Consider the following 25,794-nt stretch of genomic DNA (forward strand, 5'->3'; position numbering starts at 1 on the left):
GGAACTAATTTAAGTTCTGTAGCCATGAGTCTAACTCATGTACAGTGATAGTTAATTAAGCTAGCGCGGCTTAGAAACAATAAAGGGAGCATTGGCTCCCTTTAGTTTTAAGTGAATATAAAAAGTACTAATAGCCATATAGCCATGTAGCCATGTAGCCATGTAGCCATGTAGCCACGTAGCCATGTAGCCATGTAGCCACGTAGCCATGTAGCCATGTAGCCATGTAAATTACATAACAGATTGATAAATTAGCTATTTAATATCTCTTCCTCACTACAACGGATTTTCCTCAAAGCTAAATGGCGGTGTGTCGTAAAGAGCGGATAAGCCAGAGGCCCGAGCACAAAACCCAGCAGCACCCAATGCTTAACAGTAAGACCTGCGGTAAATGCAGCTAAGCCGAAGTACCAAGCCGAGATTAATGCGATAAAGATAACCAGCAAAACCACAAACCACCTCTTTAAAAACAACTAAATAAATCATAAAGGTAGAGAAATTAATTCCTCATCAAAATGCGAATGCTACTCGCGTAGTCTTGGTGATTGATGCACATGTTAAATACGTCATTTTAACGGCAGGATAAAAAGTTTTCCGCACTATGCATAAACGAGCAACACTCATTCATCGCTACGCTCTCAGTACAGAACAGGTAACACCGAAGTCTCGATAAAGGGCTCGGATTATACAAGATCCACATCCCCAATGTGAACATTTTTTAGGCAAAAGCATGCCTTGTGGCAATAAAAAAAGCGGCAACAAACTGCCGCTTTTTTGTTCAATTTTGATTAACTAAGACCTAGATTAACTATGACTTAGATTCACTGAAACTTAGAAAAAGTTCGCGTTTTCTTGAGCCATGGTTTTTAAGCGCTCACAAGGTTCGAATCTGTTACCGAATTGACTTTGATAACCTTCAAGAATTCGCACTAAGTTCGCGGCGCCTAAAGTGTCAATATAATGGAATGGGCCACCGAGGAATGGCGGGAAGCCAATACCAAAAATGGCGCCAATATCGCCATCTCTTGGCGATGCAATAATACCATCATCTAAACAACGCACCGCTTCATTGAGCATTTGTACGACACAACGCTCAGCAACCGCTTTTACATCTTTATTGGTGCCAGGCTTAATACCTAACACGCCATAAACACTCTCATCGACGACTTTCGCTTTCTTGCTAGAGTCTTTTTGGCCGTATTGATAAAAGCCTTTGCCATTTTTGCGGCCTTTACGATCGTCACCTAAAAGCTTGTCGAATGCCGCTGGCGCTTTAAAACGTTCACCCAATTCTTTCTCAAGGATCGGTGAAATTTTTGCGCCCACGTCGATACCCACTTCGTCGAGCAAAGTAATAGGTCCCACAGGGAAGCCAAATTTCACTAAAGCTTTATCCAAATGCTCAACACTTTGGCCTTCGAGTAGTAATTGCGCGGCCTCATTCATATACAGAGCCAGAATACGGTTCACGTAGAAACCCGCACCATCCTGCACCACTATCGGTGTTTTACCTTGCTTACGGGCAAATACGACAGTAGTCGCAATGGTTTCTGGCGACGTTTTAGCATGGGCAATCACTTCCACCAGCGGCATTTTTTCCACTGGCGAGAAATAATGCAGACCAATCACATTTTCAGGACGCGTCGCCGCCTCGGCGATTTGGCTAATAGGTAAAGATGAGGTGTTTGACGCAAAAATCGTGTGCTCACCACACTCACGCTCAATGTCTTTCACCATTTGATGCTTAAGCGCTAAGTCTTCAAATACCGCTTCCACAACGATGTCGGCATCTTTAACGCCTTTATACTCCGTGGTTGTAGTCATCAGCGCCATTAAGTTGTCACGGGCAGCAGGCGTCATATGGCGGCGCTTTACCCCTTTATCCAACAACTTATAAGCGTAGGCTAATGCATTGCTTAAACCTTTTTCACTGATGTCTTTGACGCGAACGGGGATTTTAGCCTTAGTGGTAGTCACAGAGGCGATGCCTCCGCCCATTAAACCGCCACCTAAGATCACCGCTTTCTTCACTTTACGCGGCGTAGCACCCTCAGCGCCGGTTTCTTTCTTCATTTCTGTGGTGGCGAAGAAAATACTGCGCAGCGCTGCAGATTCTTTTGATACCACTAATTCGGCAAAGTGACTCGCTTCGACTTCTAGCCCTTTTTGCATCCCCTTCGCAATCCCTTGACGCACGCAGTCAATAATTTTGGCTGGTGCTGGATAATTACCTTGGGTTTTCTTTTCGACTTGTTTAGTCGCTTGATCGAAAATAATGTTACGGCCAAAGCTCGTGCCTTCAAGCACTTGATTAACGAGTGACTTTTTAACAGGTTTCGGTGCACGTTTACCAGCAAGCACCATCTCAACTGCGGTTTGCAGCAAAATGGTCTGCGGTACAACATCATTCACTAAGCCCATTTTCAAGGCTTGTTTAGGACGGATTTGTTTACCGGTCAACATCATGTCTAAGGCGGTGGTAATGCCGACTAAACGAGGCAAACGTTGAGTCCCACCGCCGCCAGGTAATAAGCCAAGTTGAACTTCCGGTACGCCGAGCATGGTTTTACCATCGTCGCTACATAACCTTTGATGGCAGGCTAAGGCTAACTCTAAACCACCACCTAAACAGGCACCATGGATTGCCGCAACTACAGGAATTTTTAAGGCTTCTAACTCATTAAAAACCACATGCCCTTGCTGGGATAAGGCTTTGGCATCGCCCGCCGTTTTACAGGCATCGAGCATAGAAATGTCCGCGCCCGCGACGAAAGAATCTTTCTTGCCCGAGATCAGCACGAGCCCACGAATATGAGGATCGCTTTTAATCTCAGCCAGAATCTCACTGATTTCAGGGCCAAACTGTGCTTTTAGGGTGTTCATGGTTTCGCCAGGAACATCCATAGTCAAAATGGCAATGCCGTCGTCGCGGCGGGTTAAATTAAAGGTCTTTTCCATGCCGATTACTCCACTTCCACTATCATAGCCACACCCAAACCACCGGCCGCACAGGCCGTCGTTAAGCCAGTTCCACCACCACGGCGCTTAAGCTCACGACACACTTGGGTGATTAAACGGGTTCCCGTTGCCGCAAAAGGATGACCATAAGCGAGCGAGCCACCGAGCACGTTAAACTTGCTCATGTCGATTTCGCCAATCGCGCGGTTGCGGCCGAGTTTTTCTTCGGCAAATTTTTTCGAAGCAAACATCTGCATATTCGCTAATGTCTGTGCCGCAAAGGCTTCGTGCATTTCAATCAGGGTAAGATCTTCTAATTCCATTCCGGCACGTTTTAACGCCAGTGGCGTCGCGTAGGATGGCCCCATCAGCATATCTTGCCACACATCAATGGCGCTAAAGGCGTAACTCTTAATGTAACCAATAGGTTGATAACCTAAGGCTTTGGCTCGACCTTCACTCATCAGGATAATCGCTGAGGCACCGTCAGTCAGTGGCGTACTATTGGCCGCCGTCACAGTACCATGTTGTTTGTCGAATGCAGGACGCAACTTAGCATATGACTCCAATACTGAGTTTTCGCGGATATTGTTATCACGATCGATAAACTGCTTATACGGCGGTATATGCGCGACCATAACTTCGTCACGCAAATGGCCGGAAGCCCAAGTTTCACTCGCTAAGGTATGTGAGCGATGTGCTAAGGCATCTTGATCGGCGCGACTAATATTGTAGGTTTTTGCCATCTGCTCGGCGGTTTGTCCCATAGACAAGCCCGTTGAGTACTCTGCCACCGCAGGCGGCACAGGTAATAAATCCTTTAAACCTAAACGACGGAAAATTTGTAATTTTTGCCCAAAACTACGGGCTTTATTCAGATCGACTAACGCATGGGCTAATTTTTTCGATACACCGATAGGCAATACAGAGGAAGAGTCGGCGCCGCCCGCAATACCGATTTCGATATTGCCTGTCATGATAGATTCGGCCACGTTGACAGCAGATTGAAAGCTAGTTGCACAGGCGCGAGTGACACTATAGGCATCGGTCGACACATTCATGCCAGTACCGAGTACGATTTCACGGGCAATGTTAGGTGCAGCCGGCATTTGCACGACTTGTCCATAGACTAATTGCTCAATCAGCTTAGGATCGAGTTCAGAGCGCGCCAATAATTCATTGACCACCATTTTGCCCATATCGAGCGCCGATACACCGTGGAATGCCGTGGCTTGCTTTGCAAAGGGCGTTCTTAAACCCGCTACTATGGCGATACGTTCACCCTTGGCGTTCGTAACCTGTTGTCTATCACTCATTTGTCACCCTCTTTATGTGCGCAATCGCTGAGAGATTTCAGGCGGCGCTATCGATTTCCGTGTTTGACCCATTGTTTTACGGCGAAAAACGCCCAATAACAGGTCTGACCATTAAAGTGTGATCTGATTCTAACTTCTTGTCAGCAAGTTTTAAACACCTGTTTGTTTTTTTAACACTAGCCAAACCCTAAGGGAATTCTTTACCATAGCTGTTGTCTATAGCCCACACACGTATTTTCAACATAATAAAACGAGTAGCATCATGCCTTTGAGTCGCTTCCACGCATTACGCACTTACCTAAATAAGGTTGTTTTAGGGCAGCCAGTATTGACCGAAAATCTGCTCATTGCCTTAATTGCCAATGGCCACTTATTAGTTGAAGGACCTCCGGGACTGGCAAAAACCCGTGCAGTGAAAGCCTTATGTGACGGGGTTGAGGGCGATTTTCACCGCATTCAATTTACCCCAGATCTACTGCCCGCCGACTTAACCGGTACAGATATCTATCGCTCGCAAACTGGCACCTTCGAATTTGAAGCCGGACCGATTTTCCACAATTTAATCTTGGCGGACGAAATTAACCGTGCCCCAGCCAAAGTTCAGTCAGCCTTATTAGAAGCCATGGCCGAAGGCCAAGTCACAGTTGGTAAGCACAGCTATAAACTTCCACCGCTGTTTTTAGTAATGGCCACCCAAAACCCATTAGAGAACGAAGGCACTTATCCGCTGCCCGAAGCACAGCTTGACCGTTTTCTGATGCACTTAAACCTTGATTACCCAAGCGGCGAGACTGAAATCGAAATTCTGCGTCAATCCCGCAAAGAAGCGCTGACCCACGAATTGCCAACCACTGAGCCGATTGCACAAGCAGATGTGTTTGCCGCCCGTGACGAAGCCATGGAAATCTATCTTGCCGAGCCGCTCGAAAAGTACATAGTCGAAATCGTGATGGCGACCCGTGAGCCTTTACGTTACAGCGAAGACTTAGCTAAGTGGCTTGAGTACGGCGTCAGCCCGCGCGCAACTATTTCATTAGAACGCTGCGCCCGCGCCCGTGCTTGGCTGCACGAGCGAGACTTTGTTTCACCAGAAGACATTCAAGCCGTCGCACCGAACGTGTTAAGACACAGATTGCTACTTAGCTACCAAGCACAGGCCGAAGGTGTCAGCCGCGATCACGTGATCAACCACATCTTAAGTCAAGTTGCAGTACCTTAACGGTGAAGATAAAGGTGAAATAAGATGAGTGACACAGCGCGACTCTCAGCCTCGGTCGATGGCTTGCCGCTTTTTGCCGATGGCTTGTATTTAACCGAGCAAGAGCTGCTGGCGTGCCAAAATATCGCCCGTGCTATGCCTGAGCGTTATAGCCGTGCCCGCGCTAATTTAGCGGGCCATCGCAGCAGCTTAATCAAAGGCCGCGGTATGGAGTTTGCCGAGGTGCGCCACTACCAACAGGGCGACGATGTGCGCACCATTGATTGGCGCGTTACCGCTCGTACGGGCACAACTCACACTAAGTTATTTGTCGAAGAACGTGAGCGCCCTATTTTATTGTTAATCGACTTGAGCCAAAGCCTCTATTTTGGTTCGAGTTTATTGCTGCAATCGGTGCAAGCAGGACACCTTGCGGCCACCTTAGGTTGGAATGCGATTAACCATGGCGATCGGCTCGGCGCCTTGATCGCATGCGAGTCTGAGCATTTAGAGCTCAAACCCCGCAGCCGTCGTCAGGGCATATTGCAATTGATCTCAGGCCTGCGCCGTGTGCACGAAAATCAGCTCAATCATGTTGGCACTGGCCAGCGCGATCCTGACCATATCCTGCGTGCCTGTCAGCGATTACAACGTATCGCCAAACCCGGCTCCTTAGTTTGGATAGTGACAGATGGCAGCCATTTTAGTCCCCAATGTATCGCGCCCCTCACCGAGCTTAAGCGTCATTGCGATGTGGGTGCCTATCTTATTACCGATCCTCTGCGTCAAGGCACACTGCCGTTACCGCACAACTTTAATTTGCCGGTACGGGATGGGGATGAGGACTTAGTGCTTACCCGCCACAGTTATCAGGCTTGGCTCGACATTCAGTTGCGTCAGCAAAAGGACTTTATCGCCATGATGCAACAACTGCGCGTACGCACCCAGCTCATAGATGCGGGTGCTCCCCTAGCCCACCAATTGGAATTATTGCGTTAACTATGGATCCAGCAACAGTGAATTCAGAAATAGCAAATCCACAGGCAACAGTACCTATGCCTTCTACGGCGCCAAATCCAGCCCTTGCACAACTGCAGGATATTATTCATCCCGAACCGATCGGCGCTTGGCCTTGGGCAATCGGTTATTGGCTGGTTTTAGCACTTGTGATTGCCCTCATCACACTCTTAGTTATCTGGCTAAGAAAACGCGCCCGTTACTTAGCGCCGAAAAAAGCCGCGAAGCAGTTACTCAATCAGCTCGATAAACAAGCGACTTCCTATGCCTCTGACGTCAACAGCCTATTAAAGCGCACCGCCATGAGTTACCTCAGCAGAGAAGCGATAGCCTCTTTAGATGGTGAAGCTTGGGCGGCTTGGTTAGACAGCTATTTACCTGAGCATAAACGCCAACGTATCGGCCCCTTATTAGCAAAACGCCATCAGGCAACGCCATTGACCTTAGCTGAAGCCAATGAATTACATCAACTGGCGCAGGCTTGGTTGGCATCGAAAGCAAAACTGAGTACGCCTGAGCCGACTCTTGTTTTAGCTAAGGGCTACGTTCAAGCTAGTGGCGACGCTCGAGCTAAAAGCCAAGCGCCAACCCAGCAAACTGACACTGAAAAAGCGGAGGAACAATGTTAACAATTGCATGGCCTTGGCTATTGATATTATTGCCTTTACCTTTGATTTTTTGGCGCCAACACACAGTACAAGTGGATGGTGGCCGGCTGCAATTACCCGGAATAAGCCAAACGGGTAAACAAAGCTTAGCGGCCAACACGCGCCAAAGTCGCAAACGCTACTGGCTGATGTGGTGCCTGTTAGTGCTCGCTATTGCTCGTCCTCAATGGCTTGGTGAACCTATCGAACTGCCAAGCCAAGGCCGCGATTTGATGATGGCGGTGGATTTATCCGGCAGTATGCAGATTGAAGACATGGTGGTGAATGGCAAAACCGTCGATCGTTTCACTTTAATTCAGCACGTCGTCAGTGACTTTATCGAGCGCCGCAAGGGTGATCGTATCGGCTTGATCCTCTTTGCCGATCACGCCTATTTACAGGCGCCGCTCACCCAAGATAGACGTTCAGTGGCGCAATTTTTAAAAGAAGCACAAATTGGCTTAGTCGGTAAGCAAACCGCCATAGGTGAAGCTATCGCTCTAGCGGTAAAACGCTTCGATAAAATGGACGAGAGTAATAGAGTGTTGATTTTATTGACCGACGGCTCTAACAACGCGGGTAATATAGAACCAGAGCAAGCAGCGCAAATTGCCGCTAATCGTAAAGTTACTATTTATACGGTTGGTGTGGGCGCAGATGTAATGGAGCGCCGTACACTCTTTGGCCGCGAGCGGGTTAATCCTTCGATGGATCTGGATGAAAACCAACTTAAACATATCGCCGACGTCACCCACGGCCGTTATTTTCGCGCCCGTAACAGCCAAGAGCTAGACCAGATTTACCAAGAAATCGATAAACTCGAACCTGTGAGTCGCGATCAATTAAGCTATCGTCCGCAGGCAGATCTGTTCTATTGGCCGCTGGCACTGGCATTACTGACGAGTCTGTGGATTGCCTTAGGTCAATTGCCACTGTTTGCAGCGCGCCGCGTTAAACCCTCTGTCGCAACCACTTCACAGGGGAACATCAAATAATGAGCCTACATTTTATTCGTCCCGAATGGCTACTCGCACTAGTACCGCTAGCCTTAGCCTTGTTGAGTTTATGGCGGCAACACGAGAGCCACAGCGCTTGGAATCGTTATATTGCGCCGCACTTAGCCAAGGTATTGGTCACCCAAGGTAATAAAAAATCCCGCCGTCCGTTGCATTTATTAGCCTTCACTTGGTTGATTGCAACCTTGGCACTCGCCGGACCTGCCGTGAATAAACAATCCTTACCTGTGTTTGCCGCCGAGCAAGGCCGCGTACTGGTGATGGACATGTCCGTATCTATGTTCGCCACCGATCTTGCGCCGAATCGGTTAACCCAAGCAAAATTTAGGGCAACGGATCTTCTGCGTAATCTTAAAGAAGGTGAAACTGGTTTAGTCGCCTTTGCCGGCGATGCCTTTACTATCAGCCCATTAACCCGTGATACCGGCACATTACTCAATTTACTGCCGACGTTAAGTCCTGAGATTATGCCCGTTCGTGGTTCAAACTTAGCGGCAGGCTTGACCCAAGCTAAAATGCTACTGGCTCAGGGTGGGCATATTCGCGGTGATATTATCCTGATGACAGATGGCATAACTGCTGCCCAGTTTGATGAGGCTAACTCGGCATTAAGTGGCACCCAATATCGCCTCGCCGTCGTCGCTTTTGGCACTAGCCAAGGTGCGCCAATCCGTCTACCCGATGGACAATTACAACGCGACAGCAGCAACGAAGTCGTTGTGGCCAGCACTGATTTCGCTCTGCTACAAAAACTGGCCGTGAATAACAAAGGCGTTCTGATCCAGAATCGCACCGACGGTAATGATCTCGCCCAATTACAGCAATGGTTAAGCGATGCTGGCGATGCGAAAGCCACAGATCTTGATGGTGAAACTTGGCAGGATCTCGGTCCTTACCTCGCCTTATTATTACTGCTACCCGCCCTTTTCAGCTTTAGACAAGGAATCGTGGCCAGTGTTGGATTTGTCACTCTTGCTGGCAGCTTACTGCTCGCGGCTGTGCCTCAGCCAGCCCATGCCAGTGTATGGGACAATGCCTGGGACAATGTGTGGAAAACCACAGATCAACAAGCGATGCAGGCCTATCAATCCCAAGATTACGCAAACGCCGCTAAGCAGTTTGAGTCGCCCCAATGGCGTGGCAGCGCCCAATATAAAGCTGGTGATTTTGCGCAAGCACTAAAAACCTTCGAGCAAGATAGCTCAGCCCAAGGCCTCTACAATCAAGGCAATGCGTTGATGCAACTCGGTAAACCCGATAAGGCCAAGGAGCGCTATCAAGCCGCGCTTGAGAAACAAGCTGATTTCCCTGCGGCGAAGGCCAACCTTGAACTTGCTGAAAAGTTATTGCAGGAACAGCAACAACAGCAAGGTAAAAACGAGCAACAGGATAAGAACCAAGATCAACAAGGGGATCAGCAGTCCGGTGATCCCAAATCAGGTGATCAGCAGTCTGGCGACCAACAATCCGGTGACCAAAAATCGCAGGATAAACAGCAATCTGACCAAGATACCGCTCAGAAAGATAAGCAAGATCAAGCGGGACAAGAATCTCAGGATCAACAGGACAATGACGACGCGGATCAAAGCCCTGAGCAGCAAAAAACGGATGAGCAACAGTCTGAGCAAGATAAGCAAAATGGCAATGCTCAGGATCAGCAGGATGAAGCCAAGCAGCAAAATGGCGAGCAGGATGCGCAGGAAAATGAGCCGGTAGACAATTCACCTGTAGAAAATGAAGCTAAGATGCAAGCGCAGGCTAAAGCCGATGCTGAAGAGCAAAAGTCAGCAAAACAAGAAAAGCAAAGCGTTGCCGCCAAAGAAGCTCCTGAGCAAAATGCGCAAGATAAACAAGAGGCTGCTATGAGTGAATCGGTCGAGGCACCGCCAACCAATAGCGAGCCACTGCCCGCAGAAATGCAACGAGCACTGAGGGGCGTGAGTGAAGACCCGCAAGTGTTACTGCGCAACAAGATGCAGTTGGAATATCAAAAACGCCGTCAAAATGGCCAAATATCAAAGGATAACGAACAGTGGTGACGAGACAATTTTTTATCCTGCTACTCCTTGCCATCGGAGTAGCCCATCCCGCCTTTGCACTTAGCAAAATTGAGGCCTCGGTCGATCGCAACCCAGTGATGGAGGGCGAATACTTTGTGCTCAACATCAGTGTCGATGACGAAGTCGATACCGGTAAGCTAGACACATCCGCCCTACTGAAAGATTTTATTGTCGGCCGTACTAGCGTGAGCCGCAGCACGCAAATCATGAACTTCGATGCGGTCAAAGAAACCCGCTGGCAAGTACTGCTCGCGCCAAAACAACAAGGCCAGTTAACCATTCCAGCCTTTAGTATTGACGGCGTCAGCTCATCGCCTATTCCACTCAAAGTGGTCGAAACTGGTAGCCAGCCCGCGCAAATGAACAATCTGTTCATTGACGCCAAAGTCTCGACCGACGAAGCCTATGTTGGGCAGCTCATTACCTACAAAGTGAAACTCTATCTGGCGGTAGAATTACAAAGGGGCGTATTGAGTGCACCAGTAATCGAAGGCGCACAGATCAAACAAATCGGAGAAGATAGGGATGGTTCAGAGATAGTCGATGGCCGACGTTACCGCGTGATTGAACGCACCTATGGCATCATTCCCGATTTGCCCGGCCAAGTGAATATCAAAGGTGCAACCTTTGCTGGCGATGTGCTGGTAGAATCCCAACGCCGCGGCGGCATGTTTGGCTTTAATGAAAGCCGCCCAATGCAAGCAGGCGCGCCCTCACTGACAGTTCAAGTGAATCCTGCACCAACAAGCTTCCAAGGCCAATGGCTGGTTGCCGATTTAGTAGCGCTAAAAGAAAACTTCCCTGAGGATATTAAAAAGTTTACCGTCGGTAGCCCTATCACCCGCACTATTACACTGTTGGCTTCCAATGCCGATGAAAATAGTCTGCCTGATATAGTGCAAACTCTGCCCGATGAGCTTAAGTCATACCCAGAAAAACCTCAGCGGCAGACCTTTGTGCGCGATGCACAAATTGTTTCGCAGTACAGTATTACTTCGGCAATCGTTCCCAGCAAAGCAGGCACCTTTACCTTGCCCGAAATCAAAGTGCCTTGGTGGAATCCGCGCCTTAAACGTCAAGAAACTGCAACGCTGCCCGCGCGTACCATAATCGTTGAAGGTGGTGCTGTCAGTGATACGCCAGCTCAACCAACATGGGAAACCAACTCCGCGGCCGATAAGGGCTGGTCTTGGCTAACCATGGTTTTTGCTGCTCTATGGCTGGTCACTCTAGTCGCTTGGATTATCACCTTAGTCGCTTGGCGCCGCGCCTTAAAAAATCAAACGGCCGCCCAAATTTCAGTAAACTCTTCAATCAGTTCAGCACAATCAGTGACTGCCTCCGGCTTGAAAGGATTAGAGCAAGCCTGCGCCAGTGGCGATGTGAGTCGAATTATGTTGCAATTGCAGCGATATTTCAGTGAGTTACAGCAAACGCCTATGACATTAGATAAGATTGCTGAGCAGTCACCACAACTGGCAGCAGCGATACAGCAACTGCAAATCAAAGCCTACAGTGCGAAGGCCGATAAGAGCCACCATACTGACAGTGCTAATACGAGCAGTGCGAATTCTAACAATACAAATAGCCACTTAAGCGCCGAATGTACCGCCTTACTTAACGCGGTTAAGGCTTGTGAGCATAAACATTCCGCACCTAAATCAGCGCCATTAAGCCCACTGAATCCTAAGTAAATTAAGGATTTAATGAGAGAGAAGCGAGCTCAACTATGCTAAACATTCAGCCAACAAGCCGAAAAAATAAAAATGTTTGCTAACTGGCGTAAGAAATCCGTCGAGCCCGCGGTCTCTTCTGACATGCTAAGTAAACAACGACGATACAACAGCCTAGTCAAGGCGCTACATGCAGACATTTTCCGCTACGCCTATTGGTTATGCGGCGATAAACACGTGGCTGAAGACATTACCCAAGAAACCTTCTTGCGGGCGTGGCGCGCTTTGGATTCCCTCAAGGATGATAAAGCGGCGAAAGCTTGGCTGATCACGATTCTTAGGCGTGAAAATGCGCGGCGTTTCGAGCGTAAACAGTTCGATTATTCCGACGTTGAGCAAGATACATTGGAAGACAATATCTCCAATAGCAGTGAAGAGCAGACCGAGCAATATCTGATCCGTCGACAAATTGGCAAGCTGGATATCGAATACCGCGAACCACTCTTACTCCAGCTCATTGGTGGCTTTAGCGGCGATGAAATCGCCGAGCTGATGGAGCTCAATCGCAACACCGTAATGACGCGTTTATTTCGGGCGAGGAGCCAATTGAAAGAATTACTTGAGAAGAATGATGTGAGAGGTCAATCCAATGGATGAGCTTAAATTTAGACGTCAAGCTTATGAAGATCCTCATAATCAAGATGCTGACTTTCTGGCGCAGATCAATGCCAAGCCAGAAAACCAAGCCCTAATCAATGAGCTTAAAAACCTTGATGCCAAACTGAGCAATGCATTAAAAGTGGATGTGGCTGAGGATCTCGCCGACAAACTCATTTTGCGTCAGCAGTTACAACAGCACCATAAACAGCGCCGGCAAACGTTTTTTTTAGTGGCCATGGCTGCCTCGGTTGCGTTTGTGGTAGGCATCTGCTTCAGCCTATTACGCTTAGGGCCTATTGATTTGGCTGAACATGCACTGGCCCATGTCTACCATGAAGATATTGCCTTGCATGTCGATCAAAATGTCAATTTTAGTCAAGTCAATGCCCAGCTTGCGTCGATAAAAGACTTTGGCAATGCCAAATTTACCCAACAACCGGGCAAAGTGTATTACACCTCTTATTGCGATTTTCAAGGGGTAAAAAGCCTGCACTTAGTACTTCAGGGCGAGCAAAGTAAGGTGACGCTCTTTATCGTGCCACTCGAGAAACGTATGGTGTTGGATAAAACCTTCGCCGACGGTAAATATCAAGGAATGGGCTTTGAAACGCCCGATGCATTTATTTTGCTCATAGGTGAGGATCAAGCTGACCTTCGCTATATAAAAGACGAAATCAAGAATATATTTATTTAAGCTATTGTTATAAATTGCATTTAAAAATCAATCTCCGATATTTTCATGTTATCGGAGGTTAGATTTCAATCACACTTACATCTGCTAATGGGCGCACGTTCAAACATCTGGTAGCATGCTTGCCACTTTTAATAATAAAAAGATGGGAAAAGGCAAGATGACGATTGAAACCCCGATTTTAATCACATTTGTTGGTTACTTAGTATTGATGATGGGCATAGGTTTTTGGGCTTACCGTGCTACCGATACTGTTGATGATTATATTTTAGGTGGCCGCAAAATGGGCCCCGCAGTGACCGCACTCAGCGTGGGTGCATCTGACATGTCAGGTTGGCTGTTACTGGGGCTACCCGGCGCAGTTTACTTAAGCGGCTTAGGTGCAGCCTGGATTGGCGTAGGATTAATTATTGGTGCTTGGCTAAACTGGTTATTTGTTGCCAAACGACTGCGCATTTATACCCAACTCGCAGATAACGCCCTCACTTTACCGGATTTTTTCGAGAAACGTTTCCACGATACCCAAGGCTATCTCAAACTCGTTTCCGCAATCACTATTCTGGTGTTTTTTACTTTCTATGCCTCCTCTGGCATGGTCGGTGGCGCGATTTTATTTGAGAAAGTCTTTGGGCTTGATTACACCGCAGCCCTCGTGATTGGCTCGGCCATCATAGTCGGTTACACCTTTATTGGCGGTTTCTTTGCCGTGTGTTGGACTGACTTTTTCCAAGGTAGTTTAATGCTCATCGCCCTATTGATTGTCCCTTTCGCCGTTTTCGCTCACCCCGAAAGCCATGCAGGTATTGAAACGATTGATCCCGCAATGTTGGCATTGGTCAATGACAAAACCACTGCCATCGGCATGTTATCTTTGCTCGCATGGGGCCTAGGTTATTTTGGTCAGCCACATATTTTGTCGCGTTTTATGGCGATAGGCAGTGCCGATGCCCTGCCCTTGTCACGCCGTATTGCCATGAGCTGGATGGTGTTATCTCTCATTGGCGCGTTAGCCACAGGTATCGCAGGCTCGCTCTATTTCGCCAAAGAGCCATTAGCCAATTCTGAAACAGTGTTTATCCATTTAGCTCAAGCAGCGTTTAACCCATGGATTGGTGGGCTATTAATCGCCGCTATTTTATCGGCAATCATGAGTACTATCGACTCACAACTCTTAGTCTGCTCAAGTGTCATCACCGAAGATTTCTACCGTAAATGGTTGCGCCCAAAAGCCGATGATCGCGAGCTAATGATGGTAGGTCGTTTAGGTGTACTCGCTATCGCTGTGATTGCAGGTGTGATAGCACTCAATCCTGAAAGTAGCGTACTCAGCCTAGTGAGTTATGCTTGGGCAGGCTTTGGTGCGGCCTTTGGTCCCGTAGTCTTGTTATCCTTGTTTTGGAAGCAATATAGCCGTAATGGCGCTATCGCCACTATTATTGTCGGTGCATTAACTGTGGTGATTTGGAAGCAACTCACTGGTGGCATTTTTGAAGTCTACGAAATCCTTCCTGGGTTTATATTCGCGACTATTGCGGGTATTTTAGTCAGTAAATTCTCTGCTCCAAGTGAAAAAATAACGACAGAGTTCGAACAATTTAAGTCTGCACTCTAATCTAGATATGCTTCCATATGTTTAAAAGCGCACAAGTGTGCGCTTTTTACATTTTGTATCCTTTTAAATACCCTACACACCATTACAAACCGTTAACTTCAATTGAAACCCATAGCAGCACCCAAAGCCCTTCATATCAAGCATCTGGCCAGACCATTCAAGCATACTAAAGTATCACTCTTGTTTTAAAGACTTTTAATTAACTGAAAATTAACATATTTAGCTTCTGGTCGGACTTGTTGAGGGTACATTGAATCCATAAGATGCCGGAGACTAATAAATGGATTTAAATACTTTCGGCGGACTAGGACCGAATAAAAATCCAATACTTATAAAAAATAGAGAGAATAATAATGAAAACATTCAACAAGACACTCATTGCCGTTTCTGTGGCATTAGCAAGCACACAAACCTTAGCTTCAGGTTTTCAACTAAACAGCCAATCAGCAACTGGTATGGGCCGTGCATTTGCGGGTGATGCGGTTATTGCCGATAACGCTTCTGTGTTATCACGTAACCCTGCTGCTATGGCATTATTCGATAAAGATGCGATCTCCTTCGGCTTAACTTATGCCGATATTACTGTTGATGTTAAAGACGTTAACTTTAAGGCCGGTGGCGTAGACTTAGGCAGCATCGATGACGCGGGTAGCTCTAAAATTATCCCTAATATTTTCTACATCCACCCAATCGACGATAAGTTCGCCGTAGGTTTTGCCGCTTTCTCTAACTTTGGTACCGGTACCGATGCCAGCTCACTTTCAAAGAGTTTACCAGCAGGCTCACAAGCACCTTATGATCTGCTTGGCGAAACAGAAGTAACAACGGTTAACTTTAACACCAGCCTTTCATACCGTATTAATGACATGTTCAGTATCGGTGCTGGTATTGATGCCATTTACGGTGAAGGTCGTTTAACCCGTAACATGGGCGCGACACCTCTGGTTGACGTCGACGCTGACGGTTGGGCGTTTGGTGGTATTGTGGGTGCCACAATTGAGTTAGATAAAGACAATCGTTTCGGTATCAGCTACCGTTTCAGCCCAACAGTGAATGTTAAAGGTGATATCAACACGATCAGCACTAAAGATCTATCTGCCGTTGGTTTAGGTTCAAAAACAGCACTAGCGACAAGCTTTGACAGCTTAGACGTACCCCTTGCGGATATTTTCCAAGTTGCTGGTTTCCATCAGCTCACACCTAAGTTTGCAGTGCACTACACTGCGCAGTACACCCAGTGGAGCAACTTTGAACAAATCACGGCTAAAGATGGCGTAGCCACTATTATTCCAGGTCAAGCGGGTGCAGGTACTCAACTGCAAGCTGGCGACGTTGCTCTGAAAGAATACCAATGGAAAGATTCATGGTTATTCAGCCTAGGTGGCACTTACACAATCAACGAACAATTCACCGTGCGCGCGGGTTATATGCATGACCAAGGCGTTGTGGACGAAATCAGCTCTATTTCATTCCCAGACTCTGACCGTAACTGGTATACAGCGGGTATGAGCTACCACATCAACCCACAAAACACGGTTGACTTTGGTATCGCTTATATTAAAGGTGAAGAAGTTCACCTGATCGAAAACAGCGCAATCGCAGGCCCTGTTAATGCGATTACTGAATCAAGTGGTATGTACTACTCAGTTCAATACAGCTACCAGTTCTAAGATAAATTCCTAACACCAAAGCCGCATTTTTTGCGGCTTTTTTGTATCTTAAGCATTTATTGCCTAAAGTTAATTCATACTCCTGTAAATGCAGCTACGGCTATGGCTAAAGTCATTGGACTCGGTGGAATTTTCTTTAAAAGTGTCGATCCCGTTGCCTTGGCAACTTGGTACAAAACCCATCTTCAAGTCCCTATTGAAAACTGGGGAGGCGCCGCGTTTTATCACACAGATAAATCAACTCTTGGCTACCATGTTTGGACTCCTTTCGCCCATAGCACGGACTATTTCGCCCCCTCAGATAAAGGGTTTATGTTCAACTTTGTCGTTGACGATTTAGAGCAAGCACTCCTACAAGTAGAGCAAGGTGGCGGTCAACCGATTGGTGGTATTGAAGATTCAGAATTTGGCCGCTTTGGCTGGTTTATTGACCCTGATGGCAATAAAGTCGAATTATGGCAGCCAAGCGCCATCCCTCCTGAAAAATAAATGCTTTAAACAGATATTTCAAAACTCATCTCTCAACATAATCTCCTCTGCCTTAAGCGGCATCTATTCCGAATAAACCCAGTGCATGACTGAGGTTTATTCGGTATCGTAGACTGAGTTCATCTAATCAAGAGATTCTTTTTATGGAAAAAAGTAACATCCTTCCTGCCCTGCTGTTAGGTGGTTTCCTTTGCGCTGGACTTGTTTATGTAGGCCAGACAGCAAGCTCAGCACTATTGCAAATGAAAGCCATGGAACGCACTGTCACGGTAAAGGGCTTAGCGGAAAAAGAAGTCAAAGCCAATGTGGCAATTTGGCCAATCAATTTCACTGAGGTCGATAACAATCTGCCTAAACTCTATGAGACGGTTCAGCAAAAAACCGATCGTGTTGTGGCGTTTTTAAAGGAACAAGGCTTTAGCGACAGCGAAATTACTGTCTCTTTGCCTTCAATTGAAGATCGCCAAGCCCAAGGTTATGTCGATCCTAACGTCAGATACCGTTACTCGGCAAAAGTGAACCTATCGGTTTATACCCCACAGATTGATCTCATGCTGAACACCCGTAAGCAAATGATTAACTTAGTAAAAGAAGGTATAGCGATCGCTAGCCAAGATTATGATAATCGCACTGAGTTTCTGTTTACCGATCTCAACTCAGTCAAACCTATCATGGTGCAAGAAGCGACTCAAAATGCCCGCGAAGTGGCTGAAAAATTTGCTAAGGATTCGGATTCTCGCCTCGGAAAAATTAAAAGTGCGAGTCAAGGCCAGTTCACCATTTCAGACCGCGACAGCAGCACGCCTTACATTAAACAAATTCGCATCGTTTCCACACTAACCTATTATTTAAATGACTAAATTTTAGGCTTAATTTGAAGCTCTGAAGCATGAGGAATAAGGCGCTATAGGCCTTATTCCTTATTCCTAAATTAGGTAAAAACACTACATTAAATTTTTCTAATAAATATTGATTGCCTATTGAAAACAACTCCATTAGAATTTTCTCATAAATTACATCTGGGGTGATATAAGTTATGACATCAATTTCTCGTGCTTTTTTCTTACTGCTGGCACTTTCCAGTACTCAAGCTCAGGCAGCCTCAGTCGAAACCATCGAAGTCTTAAATAAACCCTATCCGAATTGGGTCACCTTAGACGCCACCATTGAAGCAGTAAAAGCAGCGACGGTATCGGCGCAAACCTCTGGTCGTATTGTCAAACTCAACTACGATGTTAACGATGTCGTCCCCGAAGGAGCCGCCCTACTGGAAATTACCAGTAAAGAGCAAGGCGCTGAACTGGCAAGCTTTGAGGCTGATCTAGCCAAAGCGAAGGCTTTAAATGTCGAAGCTCAGGCACAATACAAACGTTATAAAGAGCTATTTCCCCAAGGCGCGATTTCTAAGGGCGCGATGGATGAAGCCACCGCCAATGCTAAAGCAACAGAGCAAGCCGTCAGTGCAGCACAAGCCCGTGTCATCAAAGCCAACGAATCCTTAAAATACACTGTCGTTTCAGCGCCTTTTAGTGGCATAGTCACAGAGCGTTTTGTCGAACTTGGCGAAACCGTAAGCCCAGGACAAGCACTACTTTCAGGGTTTTCCGCGAGTCAAATGCGCGCCATTACCCAAGTACCACAGCGTTACATTAACCAACTTAAAAATTCCCCCGAATTTCTCGTCCGTTTAAGTGATGGGCGCGAGTTAACCTCAACCGATCTCACTATTTTTAGCTTTGCCGATCCCGTCAGCCACAGTTATCAAGTGCGCATTAATCTGCCAGAAAATGAAGCCAATCTTCAACCAGGCACGTGGGCAAAGGCTTCCTTTAAAAATGGCGAGCGAGAAAAAATCCAACTGCCCACCTCAGCACTACTGACAATGAACGAACTGAGCAGCGTTTACCTTAAAAAAGGCGAAGAATTTGTACTCACCCAAGTCCGTGTCGCTAGTCCCTTAGATGGCGAGGTCGAAGTGCTGGCGGGCCTGAAGTCGGGTGACAAGGTTGCCCTTGATGCCTACCAAGTGTTGTTCAGCAAGAAGCAATAAATTCCCTAGCGACTTAAGCTTTGTCGAGGTTGTTTTATGAAACATGCTCCAGTACCACAAACCACACTTGGGATTTCCGGACGAATTGCCGCTGCCTTTCAAAATAGCGCCATCACGCCACTATTAGCACTTCTCGGGCTCTTACTTGGCTTATTCGCCATTTTGGTGACACCAAAAGAAGAAGAGCCACAAATTGATGTCACCTTTGCCGATGTGTTTATCCCTTTTCCCGGTGCGACACCCACGGAAGTTGAAAACTTAGTTACTCTGCCAGCGGAACAAGTAATCTCCGAAATCAAAGGCATAGATACTCTGTACTCGTTCTCCCAACCCGATGGCGCGCTGATCATCGTCATCTTTAAGGTCGGCGTTGCGCGCAATGATGCCATCGTCAGCTTATACAACCAGATTTATTCCAATATGGATAAATTGCCAAGGGGCGCTGGCGTGGGCGATCCGCTAATTAAACCCCGCGGCATCGATGATGTGCCCATTGTCAGTTTGACCTTGTGGTCTAAGGACAGGCAAGTGTCTGCTGAGCAGCTAACCCATGTCGCCCTTGGATTAGAAACCGAAATTAAGCGTATTCCAGGCACTCGCGAAATCGATACCGTTGGCCAGCACGATATGGTGGCCAACATACGTATCGATCCCGCCAAGATGAACAGCTTTAATCTGACCTACGATAAGTTAAGACAAAGTCTGAATGACAATAATATGGTCTCTATGCCTGCATCCTTAGTGCAAGGCAATCAAGAGATTAAAGTTCAGGCTGGGCAGTTTTTACAATCCATCGACGATCTCAAGCAATTAGTCGTCAGTGTCTATCAAGATAAACAAGGCAAAAATATTCCGATTTATTTGGCGGATATTGCTGAAATCAGCTTAAAAAGTGATATCCCGAAACAGAGCGTTTGGCACGCAGATAAAACCGACATTTATCCCGCCGTCACAATCGCAATTGGTAAACAAGCAGGCCAAAATGCCGTCGACATCGCCGACAGTGTGATTGAGCGGATAGCTAAAGTCGACAATGTGTTGATCCCAGCAAATGTCGAAGTCACAGTGTCACGTAACTATGGCGAAACCGCGGCGGATAAATCTAACACCCTTATTTTAAAACTGATTTTTGCCACCAGCGCCGTAGTCGTACTGGTCTTTTTAACCATGGGCGCACGCGAATCCTTAGTCGTGGGTGTAGCCATTATTATCACACTAGCGATCACCCTTTTCGCCTCTTGGGCGTGGGGATTTACCTTAAACCGCGTGTCCTTGTTCGCCTTGATTTTCTCCATCGGCATCTTGGTCGACGATGCCATAGTCGTAGTAGAAAACATCCACCGGCATATGGCGCTCGGCAAAAAGTCCTTCAGCGAGCTTATCCCAGTGGCGGTCGATGAAGTCGGCGGCCCGACGATTCTGGCGACATTTACAGTTATCGCAGCCTTGCTGCCGATGGCTTTTGTATCGGGCTTAATGGGGCCTTACATGAGCCCGATCCCCATCAACGCCAGTATGGGCATGTTAATTTCCCTCGTTGTGGCATTTGTGGTCACTCCTTGGCTCAGTCGTAAACTGCTGAAACATAATGACCAACACGATACTGCCCAAGCCTCGCACGAGGATGAAGCTGAAACTAAGATGGTGCGCCTCTTTACTCACTTAATTGGTCCTTTCCTGCTGGGTAAAAATGCCCGTAAGGCAAGAGTGGGACTGGCTGCCGGCGTATTTGTGTTAATCGGCATCGCCGTCGCGCTCCCTGTCGGTCAGCTCGTGGTGCTTAAAATGCTGCCCTTCGATAATAAGTCCGAGTTTCAAGTGATGGTGGACATGCCAGAAGGCACTCCCGTAGAGCAAACACAAAGAGTATTGCAGGATTTGAGTCGCTACCTAACAACCGTCCCTGAGGTCGAGCATCTGCAATTGTATGCGGGCACTAACGCGCCAATGAACTTTAACGGCTTAGTGCGCCACTATTTCCTGCGTCACAGCCAAGAGCTTGGCGACATCCAAGTGAACCTAGTGGATAAGAAACACCGCAAGCGCGACAGCCACAGCATAGCGGTATCGGTGCGAGACGAACTGCAGCAAATTGGCGAGCAATATCAAGCCAATATCAAAGTGGTTGAAGTGCCACCAGGACCACCAGTGTGGTCGCCGCTGGTTGCAGAAGTGTATGGCCCAAGCCCCGCAATCCGCGAGCAAGCCGCTTACGAGATGCAGGCGCTGTTCCATGAAACCAAAGATGTGGTCGATATCGATATTTTCTTGCCCGCAGCCCAGCAAAAATGGCAAGTGATGATCGACCGCAGTAAAGCCAGCCTGATGGCCGTGCCCTACAGCAATATTGTCGACTTGATTGCCACCTCCGTTGGCGGCAAAGATGTGAGTTATTTACATCAAGCCCAGCAAAAACAACCGATACCGATCCGCCTGCAATTAAACGAAGGCGCGAAAGTCGATTTAGATCAAGTGCTGAATATGAAGTTACTGAGCCAAACGGGGCAATCCGTGCCTGTGTCTGAGCTGGTAACCATCAAACGCGGCAAAATCGATGCACCGATTATCCATAAGAATATGATCCCTATGATCATGGTTGTCGCCGATATGTCGGGACCACTGGACAGCCCGCTCTACGGCATGTTCGATATGGCGGGCAAAATCGATGGCGTCGATGGCTTAGGGTTTGATCAGCATTATATTCACCAACCCACAGGGTTAGACTCAGTCACCGTGCTCTGGGATGGCGAATGGAAGATCACCTACGAAACCTTTAGAGACATGGGTATCGCCTATGCGGTCGGTATGATTGCGATTTATTTATTGGTGGTCGCGCAGTTTAGATCGTATCTGGTGCCGCTTATCATCATGGCGCCAATTCCACTGACTGTGATTGGCGTAATGCCTGGACATGCCCTGCTCGGAGCACAATTCACCGCGACGTCCATGATAGGCATGATAGCGCTGGCGGGGATTATTGTGCGTAACTCGATATTATTGGTCGATTTTATTAATCAAGAAACCGCATCCGGCGTGCCCTTTGAGCGGGCAGTGATCCACTCTGGCGCCGTGCGAGCTAAACCTATCATGCTGACTGCATTTGCAGCCATGATAGGGGCATTGTTTATTCTTGATGATCCGATTTTCAATGGCTTAGCGATCAGTCTGATCTTTGGTATTTTTATCTCGACCATACTGACCTTAGTTGTCATCCCTGTGCTGTACTACACGGCCATGAAAAACCGTATGAATACTGTTCAGATATAAACACAAAATTAACCACAACAAAGGCCATCACCAAGATGGCTTCAAGGAGTAAGGTATGTCATTAGAACGCAGTATTATGGCTTTTGCCGGATTTATGGTGTTACTGTCACTGGTGTTAACCGCCTATGTGCACCACAACTTTCTGTGGTTAACCGCATTTGTTGGCGCTAACCTATTCCAAAGTGCTTTTACCGGTTTTTGTCCTGCCGCCATGGTTTTACGAAAATTGGGTGTAAAATCAGAGGCTGAAATTGCTAAACAAAGCTAAGCCACATACAGTCACTGCTTAAGAGTTAAAATAAGAGATAAGAGTTAGGTGAGCAAGTACACGCTTGGCCTAATACAAGCGTGCCAAAAAGCCGTCAAGGAGAGATAAAGTGACCCACAACCTCGTAACCCGTGGCCAAAGCCTAATGCGCTTAGCCCTATTAAGCTTACAATCACTGGTACTCATGCCACTACTGCTAATGCCCATGATAGCCAGCGCCGCCGACCAAGATCCTGCAATAGCATGGGATAAAATTGCCGCAGGCGCTATGGTGCTCGATGTTAGAACGCCTGAAGAATTTGCCGAAGGTCATTTAGCGAATGCGGTCAATATTCCCTTTGAGCAAGTGACAGAGGAGTTTGCTAAGCGTGGCATCGCCAAAGATGCTCCCGTCGTCTTGTATTGCCGCAGCGGTCGTCGTAGCAGTATTGCGACCGAAGCCTTAGTCGCTGCCGGATACACCCAAACCTATAATGGTGGCGGTTACTCCACCTTAATTGAGGCGCAAAAAACACCCGCTAAGTAATTTACTACCATCAAATTGGCTCTAGTGTGGGGAAGTAAAGATAAATCACTTTAGTACTCTCACCTCGCTCTAGCCATTCAAGGCTTAACGGCTAAAAGCGCCCTAGGGCGCTTTTTTATTGTCTAAATAGAATATCGAAATTAAGCAGAGGTAAATAAGTAAGCACCTACCCACAATCATTTTTGAAGAGACACATAATCCATCCTAAAAATGAGTGGCAGATTTAAAAACACAAAAAGATGTCGTTAACCTGCAGTTGGCACAAAAATAAATCACCTTAAGGTTGCAGCACTGGCGTATTGACACCGCTGCAACCTATTGTAAGCAGGGGAAGTGAACCTCAACGCTCTACATTCTTGCAAAAGGATGAGAGAAAAGACGCATTAGCCCCCCGAAGTATTACCGGGCTCTTGAACTTCAAACGGGTCTTTAACAAGATCTTGATGAGGTTTAACTGCCTTGGTACCAGGCAATAGTTCAAAACTAGGAGTAAATCTAACCAAAGAACTCCGCAGCAAATCAAACGGCTTGCGGTCACCTTCAAGCTTAGCTTTACCTTCCTTAATCAACTGGTCAAATGTTGCTTTCCCCCCCATAACGGTTTCTAGGTCTACACGGTTGACTCTAATAGTCAGATCCGGATTCTTAGCCAACTGTCCCTTGATGTTCGTCAGTGTTGAATTGCTTAGCTCAACGATAAACATCTCACCATTATCAGGCGTGATCAGATTAATGACTGCCTTGACTCCCTCCACTTTGGTGCTATCCATGCTGATACCCATAAAATTCAACCAAAGCTCGGTGGTCATACCGCGAATGGTATCCGGACCGCTAGATTTGGGTGGTACACCACTTGGCAGACCATGGCGCAGTTCATAGGCTGCAGCCAGGAAGCTGTTACGCACGCTCGGGCTTTCCTTCTGATAGCCTATCTGCTCATAGACATCTGCCAACAAGTCTTTGGCAGAAACATTCTCAGGTTCGGCATAGACTAATTTATTGAGGATCTCAACAGCTTCGAAATACTTGCCCTGATCCTGCAGTTGCTTACCCTTAGTCATTATCTTCTTAGCGCCACCCATCATCTCGACATAAAGCGGTGCTGATTCTCTGGGTGAAAGCGGCATCAGAGTCGCGGGGTTTGCATCCCAGTAACCAAGGTACCTGTTCATCACAGCACGGCTGTTATGCTCGATAGAACCGTGGTAGCTATGGGCCGCCCACTGTACTTGCAGGCTCTTAGGTTGTTTATAGACGTTGTGGATTTCGTTTATCGTCACACCTTTGTTCGCATGGTGCAGTACGTTGTTGTTAAGGTGACCATAAGCATCACGCTGGGTGCGCATTATTTCCTGTATGCGTCCGTTACCCCAACGTGGCCAACTATGTGCAGCGAACATGTATTCGGCCTCAATACCGTAACGATACAGTGCCACATTGATGTGCTTGGACCAAGCCAGTGCATCACGCACTAATGCGCCACGCAGGGTGTAAATATTGTGTATGGTACCGGTGATGTTCTCTGCAGCCCAAAACGCTTTTAGCTGCGGGAACCAAGTATTCATTTCAGCAGGCGCTTCGGTGCCAGGAGTACTTTGGAACTCCATAATGACCCCATCGACGGTCAGCGTCTCGAAGTCTTTTTCTATATAGCGTGACGGTTGAATTAGACCTGTATTACCCGAAGCGGTATTTTTCCCAATTGATTGATCAACATGACCAAACGGGCTACGTGGAAGTAGCACGCCGTATTGAAAGAATGAACGGCGGATCATTGCATTGCCTGCGTAAACGTTCTCGGAAACAGCATGTTCCATAAAGCCACTCGGCGCGATCACTTGCACCTTGCCACTCTTGACATCAGCCTCGTCAATTACACCGCGTACACCACCGTAATGGTCCAGATGTGAGTGCGAATAGATCACCGCGACTACTGGCCGAGGACCGAGTTTTTCGTTGATTAACTTCAACGCTGCTGCGGCAGTTTCCTTCGCTGTCAGCGGATCAAACACGATCCAACCCGTGTCGCCCTTGATAAAACTGATGTTGGCAAGATCGAAACCACGGACCTGATAAATCTTGCCCGGAACCACCTCATAAAGGCCATAAGCCATGTTCAAGATGGCCTGGCGTTGCAACGAAGGGTGGATGCTATCGAAATCCTTACCCTGCAGTAGGTATTCGTAACTACCCATATCCCAAGCCACGTTGCCAGCCTCGGCCATAATTTGCTTATAGGATGGCGCGACAATGAAGCCCTTCTTGGCTTCCTCGAAATCACGCTTATCTTCAAAAGGCAGGGTCTTGCGTAGGCCATTCTGCAGTTCGACCGTAAACGTCGACGGCATTTTACCTTTGGGATCGAAATGCTTACCTTCCATGGCACCAGGGTCTACCAGCACGCCTCCGCCACCTGCTGCTAAAGTGTCACCGCAGATAAAGAGCGTTCCGACCAAAAACAGGCTAAACACATTTTTATGTCGCATATGATTTCCTTTCAAGTTTGAAGAGTAAAATAGCAAGCAGACATCTTGTAAAGTACTCATACGCGTTTATCCCATGAGACCTATGCAGTCTTTAAGGCCAGTAAAAATGCGTATTTTTAACTACATATTAGTTATCAGCTTCCTAAAATATAACATCCGACAAAACGCGCATGTGCGGGTTCCAAACCTA

At 47.3% G+C, this 25,794-nt stretch carries 20 protein-coding genes; 16 read left to right on the forward strand and 4 right to left on the reverse strand.

What is annotated here, in order from left to right; translation table 11 throughout:
• Window positions 1–251: 251 nt before the first annotated feature.
• From L5L98_RS05315 to fadI, 3 genes are all read right to left on the reverse strand, one after another.
• The gene (locus tag L5L98_RS05315; protein ID WP_263139116.1) at window positions 252–452 is read right to left on the reverse strand and encodes a hypothetical protein; all 201 of its coding nucleotides are present in this window, start codon (window positions 450–452) and stop codon (window positions 252–254) included.
• Window positions 453–831: 379 nt separating this feature from the next.
• Entirely contained in the window at window positions 832–2,958 is a 2,127-nt protein-coding gene (gene fadJ / locus L5L98_RS05320; protein ID WP_263139118.1) for a fatty acid oxidation complex subunit alpha FadJ, read from the reverse strand.
• Window positions 2,959–2,963: 5 nt separating this feature from the next.
• On the reverse strand, window positions 2,964–4,274 hold the full coding sequence (fadI, locus tag L5L98_RS05325; protein WP_014610833.1) for an acetyl-CoA C-acyltransferase FadI: 1,311 nt from the start codon (window positions 4,272–4,274) through the stop codon (window positions 2,964–2,966).
• Window positions 4,275–4,536: 262 nt separating this feature from the next.
• Between fadI and L5L98_RS05330 the strand changes: the two genes are divergently transcribed.
• From L5L98_RS05330 to L5L98_RS05405, 16 genes are all read left to right on the forward strand, one after another.
• On the forward strand, window positions 4,537–5,493 hold the full coding sequence (locus L5L98_RS05330; RefSeq protein WP_028761051.1) for an AAA family ATPase: 957 nt from the start codon (window positions 4,537–4,539) through the stop codon (window positions 5,491–5,493).
• Between the two features lie 24 nt (window positions 5,494–5,517).
• A complete protein-coding gene (locus L5L98_RS05335) occupies window positions 5,518–6,471 on the forward strand; it encodes a DUF58 domain-containing protein (RefSeq protein ID WP_263139128.1) in 954 nt (317 codons plus the stop codon).
• Window positions 6,472–6,473: 2 nt separating this feature from the next.
• Window positions 6,474–7,118, forward strand: coding sequence for a DUF4381 domain-containing protein (locus L5L98_RS05340; protein ID WP_263139131.1), 645 nt, complete (start codon window positions 6,474–6,476; stop codon window positions 7,116–7,118).
• Window positions 7,112–8,131 (forward strand): vWA domain-containing protein, encoded by a 1,020-nt coding sequence (locus L5L98_RS05345; RefSeq protein WP_131525283.1) that lies wholly within the window; start codon window positions 7,112–7,114, stop codon window positions 8,129–8,131. Before L5L98_RS05340 ends, L5L98_RS05345 begins: the two co-directional genes overlap by 7 nt.
• Entirely contained in the window at window positions 8,131–10,191 is a 2,061-nt protein-coding gene (locus L5L98_RS05350) for a VWA domain-containing protein (RefSeq protein WP_263139133.1), read from the forward strand. The genes L5L98_RS05345 and L5L98_RS05350 overlap by 1 nt, the downstream gene beginning before the upstream one ends.
• Window positions 10,185–11,906, forward strand: a complete 1,722-nt coding sequence (locus tag L5L98_RS05355; RefSeq protein WP_263139134.1) for a BatD family protein — start codon at window positions 10,185–10,187, stop codon at window positions 11,904–11,906. Before L5L98_RS05350 ends, L5L98_RS05355 begins: the two co-directional genes overlap by 7 nt.
• Window positions 11,907–11,978: 72 nt before the next feature.
• Window positions 11,979–12,542, forward strand: coding sequence for a sigma-70 family RNA polymerase sigma factor (locus tag L5L98_RS05360; protein ID WP_173244017.1), 564 nt, complete (start codon window positions 11,979–11,981; stop codon window positions 12,540–12,542).
• Window positions 12,535–13,239 carry a DUF3379 domain-containing protein gene (locus L5L98_RS05365; RefSeq protein WP_263139136.1) on the forward strand — a complete coding sequence of 235 codons (705 nt, stop codon included), beginning with the start codon at window positions 12,535–12,537 and terminating at the stop codon, window positions 13,237–13,239. Before L5L98_RS05360 ends, L5L98_RS05365 begins: the two co-directional genes overlap by 8 nt.
• A 157-nt stretch (window positions 13,240–13,396) precedes the next feature.
• A complete protein-coding gene (gene putP / locus L5L98_RS05370; RefSeq protein WP_263139137.1) occupies window positions 13,397–14,848 on the forward strand; it encodes a sodium/proline symporter PutP in 1,452 nt (483 codons plus the stop codon).
• Window positions 14,849–15,201: 353 nt separating this feature from the next.
• Window positions 15,202–16,518 carry an OmpP1/FadL family transporter gene (locus L5L98_RS05375; protein WP_263139139.1) on the forward strand — a complete coding sequence of 439 codons (1,317 nt, stop codon included), beginning with the start codon at window positions 15,202–15,204 and terminating at the stop codon, window positions 16,516–16,518.
• 102 nt (window positions 16,519–16,620) lie between these two features.
• Window positions 16,621–17,007: a VOC family protein gene (locus tag L5L98_RS05380; protein WP_173244012.1), complete on the forward strand. Its 387-nt coding sequence runs from the start codon at window positions 16,621–16,623 to the stop codon at window positions 17,005–17,007.
• A gap of 143 nt (window positions 17,008–17,150) precedes the next feature.
• A complete protein-coding gene (locus L5L98_RS05385; protein ID WP_028761062.1) occupies window positions 17,151–17,867 on the forward strand; it encodes an SIMPL domain-containing protein in 717 nt (238 codons plus the stop codon).
• Window positions 17,868–18,043: 176 nt separating this feature from the next.
• The gene (locus L5L98_RS05390) at window positions 18,044–19,057 is read left to right on the forward strand and encodes an efflux RND transporter periplasmic adaptor subunit (protein WP_263139141.1); all 1,014 of its coding nucleotides are present in this window, start codon (window positions 18,044–18,046) and stop codon (window positions 19,055–19,057) included.
• A 36-nt stretch (window positions 19,058–19,093) separates the two neighbouring features.
• A complete protein-coding gene (locus tag L5L98_RS05395; protein WP_263139142.1) occupies window positions 19,094–22,324 on the forward strand; it encodes an efflux RND transporter permease subunit in 3,231 nt (1,076 codons plus the stop codon).
• A gap of 55 nt (window positions 22,325–22,379) precedes the next feature.
• Window positions 22,380–22,592 (forward strand): DUF2892 domain-containing protein, encoded by a 213-nt coding sequence (locus L5L98_RS05400; protein ID WP_006082265.1) that lies wholly within the window; start codon window positions 22,380–22,382, stop codon window positions 22,590–22,592.
• A 109-nt stretch (window positions 22,593–22,701) separates the two neighbouring features.
• Window positions 22,702–23,118, forward strand: coding sequence for a rhodanese-like domain-containing protein (locus tag L5L98_RS05405; protein WP_028761065.1), 417 nt, complete (start codon window positions 22,702–22,704; stop codon window positions 23,116–23,118).
• A 383-nt stretch (window positions 23,119–23,501) separates the two neighbouring features.
• Here L5L98_RS05405 and L5L98_RS05410 read toward each other — a convergent pair whose 3' ends face one another.
• Window positions 23,502–25,664 carry an alkyl/aryl-sulfatase gene (locus tag L5L98_RS05410; protein ID WP_263139154.1) on the reverse strand — a complete coding sequence of 721 codons (2,163 nt, stop codon included), beginning with the start codon at window positions 25,662–25,664 and terminating at the stop codon, window positions 23,502–23,504.
• Between the last annotated feature and the right edge of the window lie 130 nt (window positions 25,665–25,794).

Origin of the sequence: Shewanella sp. SM23 (assembly GCF_025654295.1) — a bacterium.
GTDB lineage: Bacteria > Pseudomonadota > Gammaproteobacteria > Enterobacterales > Shewanellaceae > Shewanella > Shewanella oncorhynchi.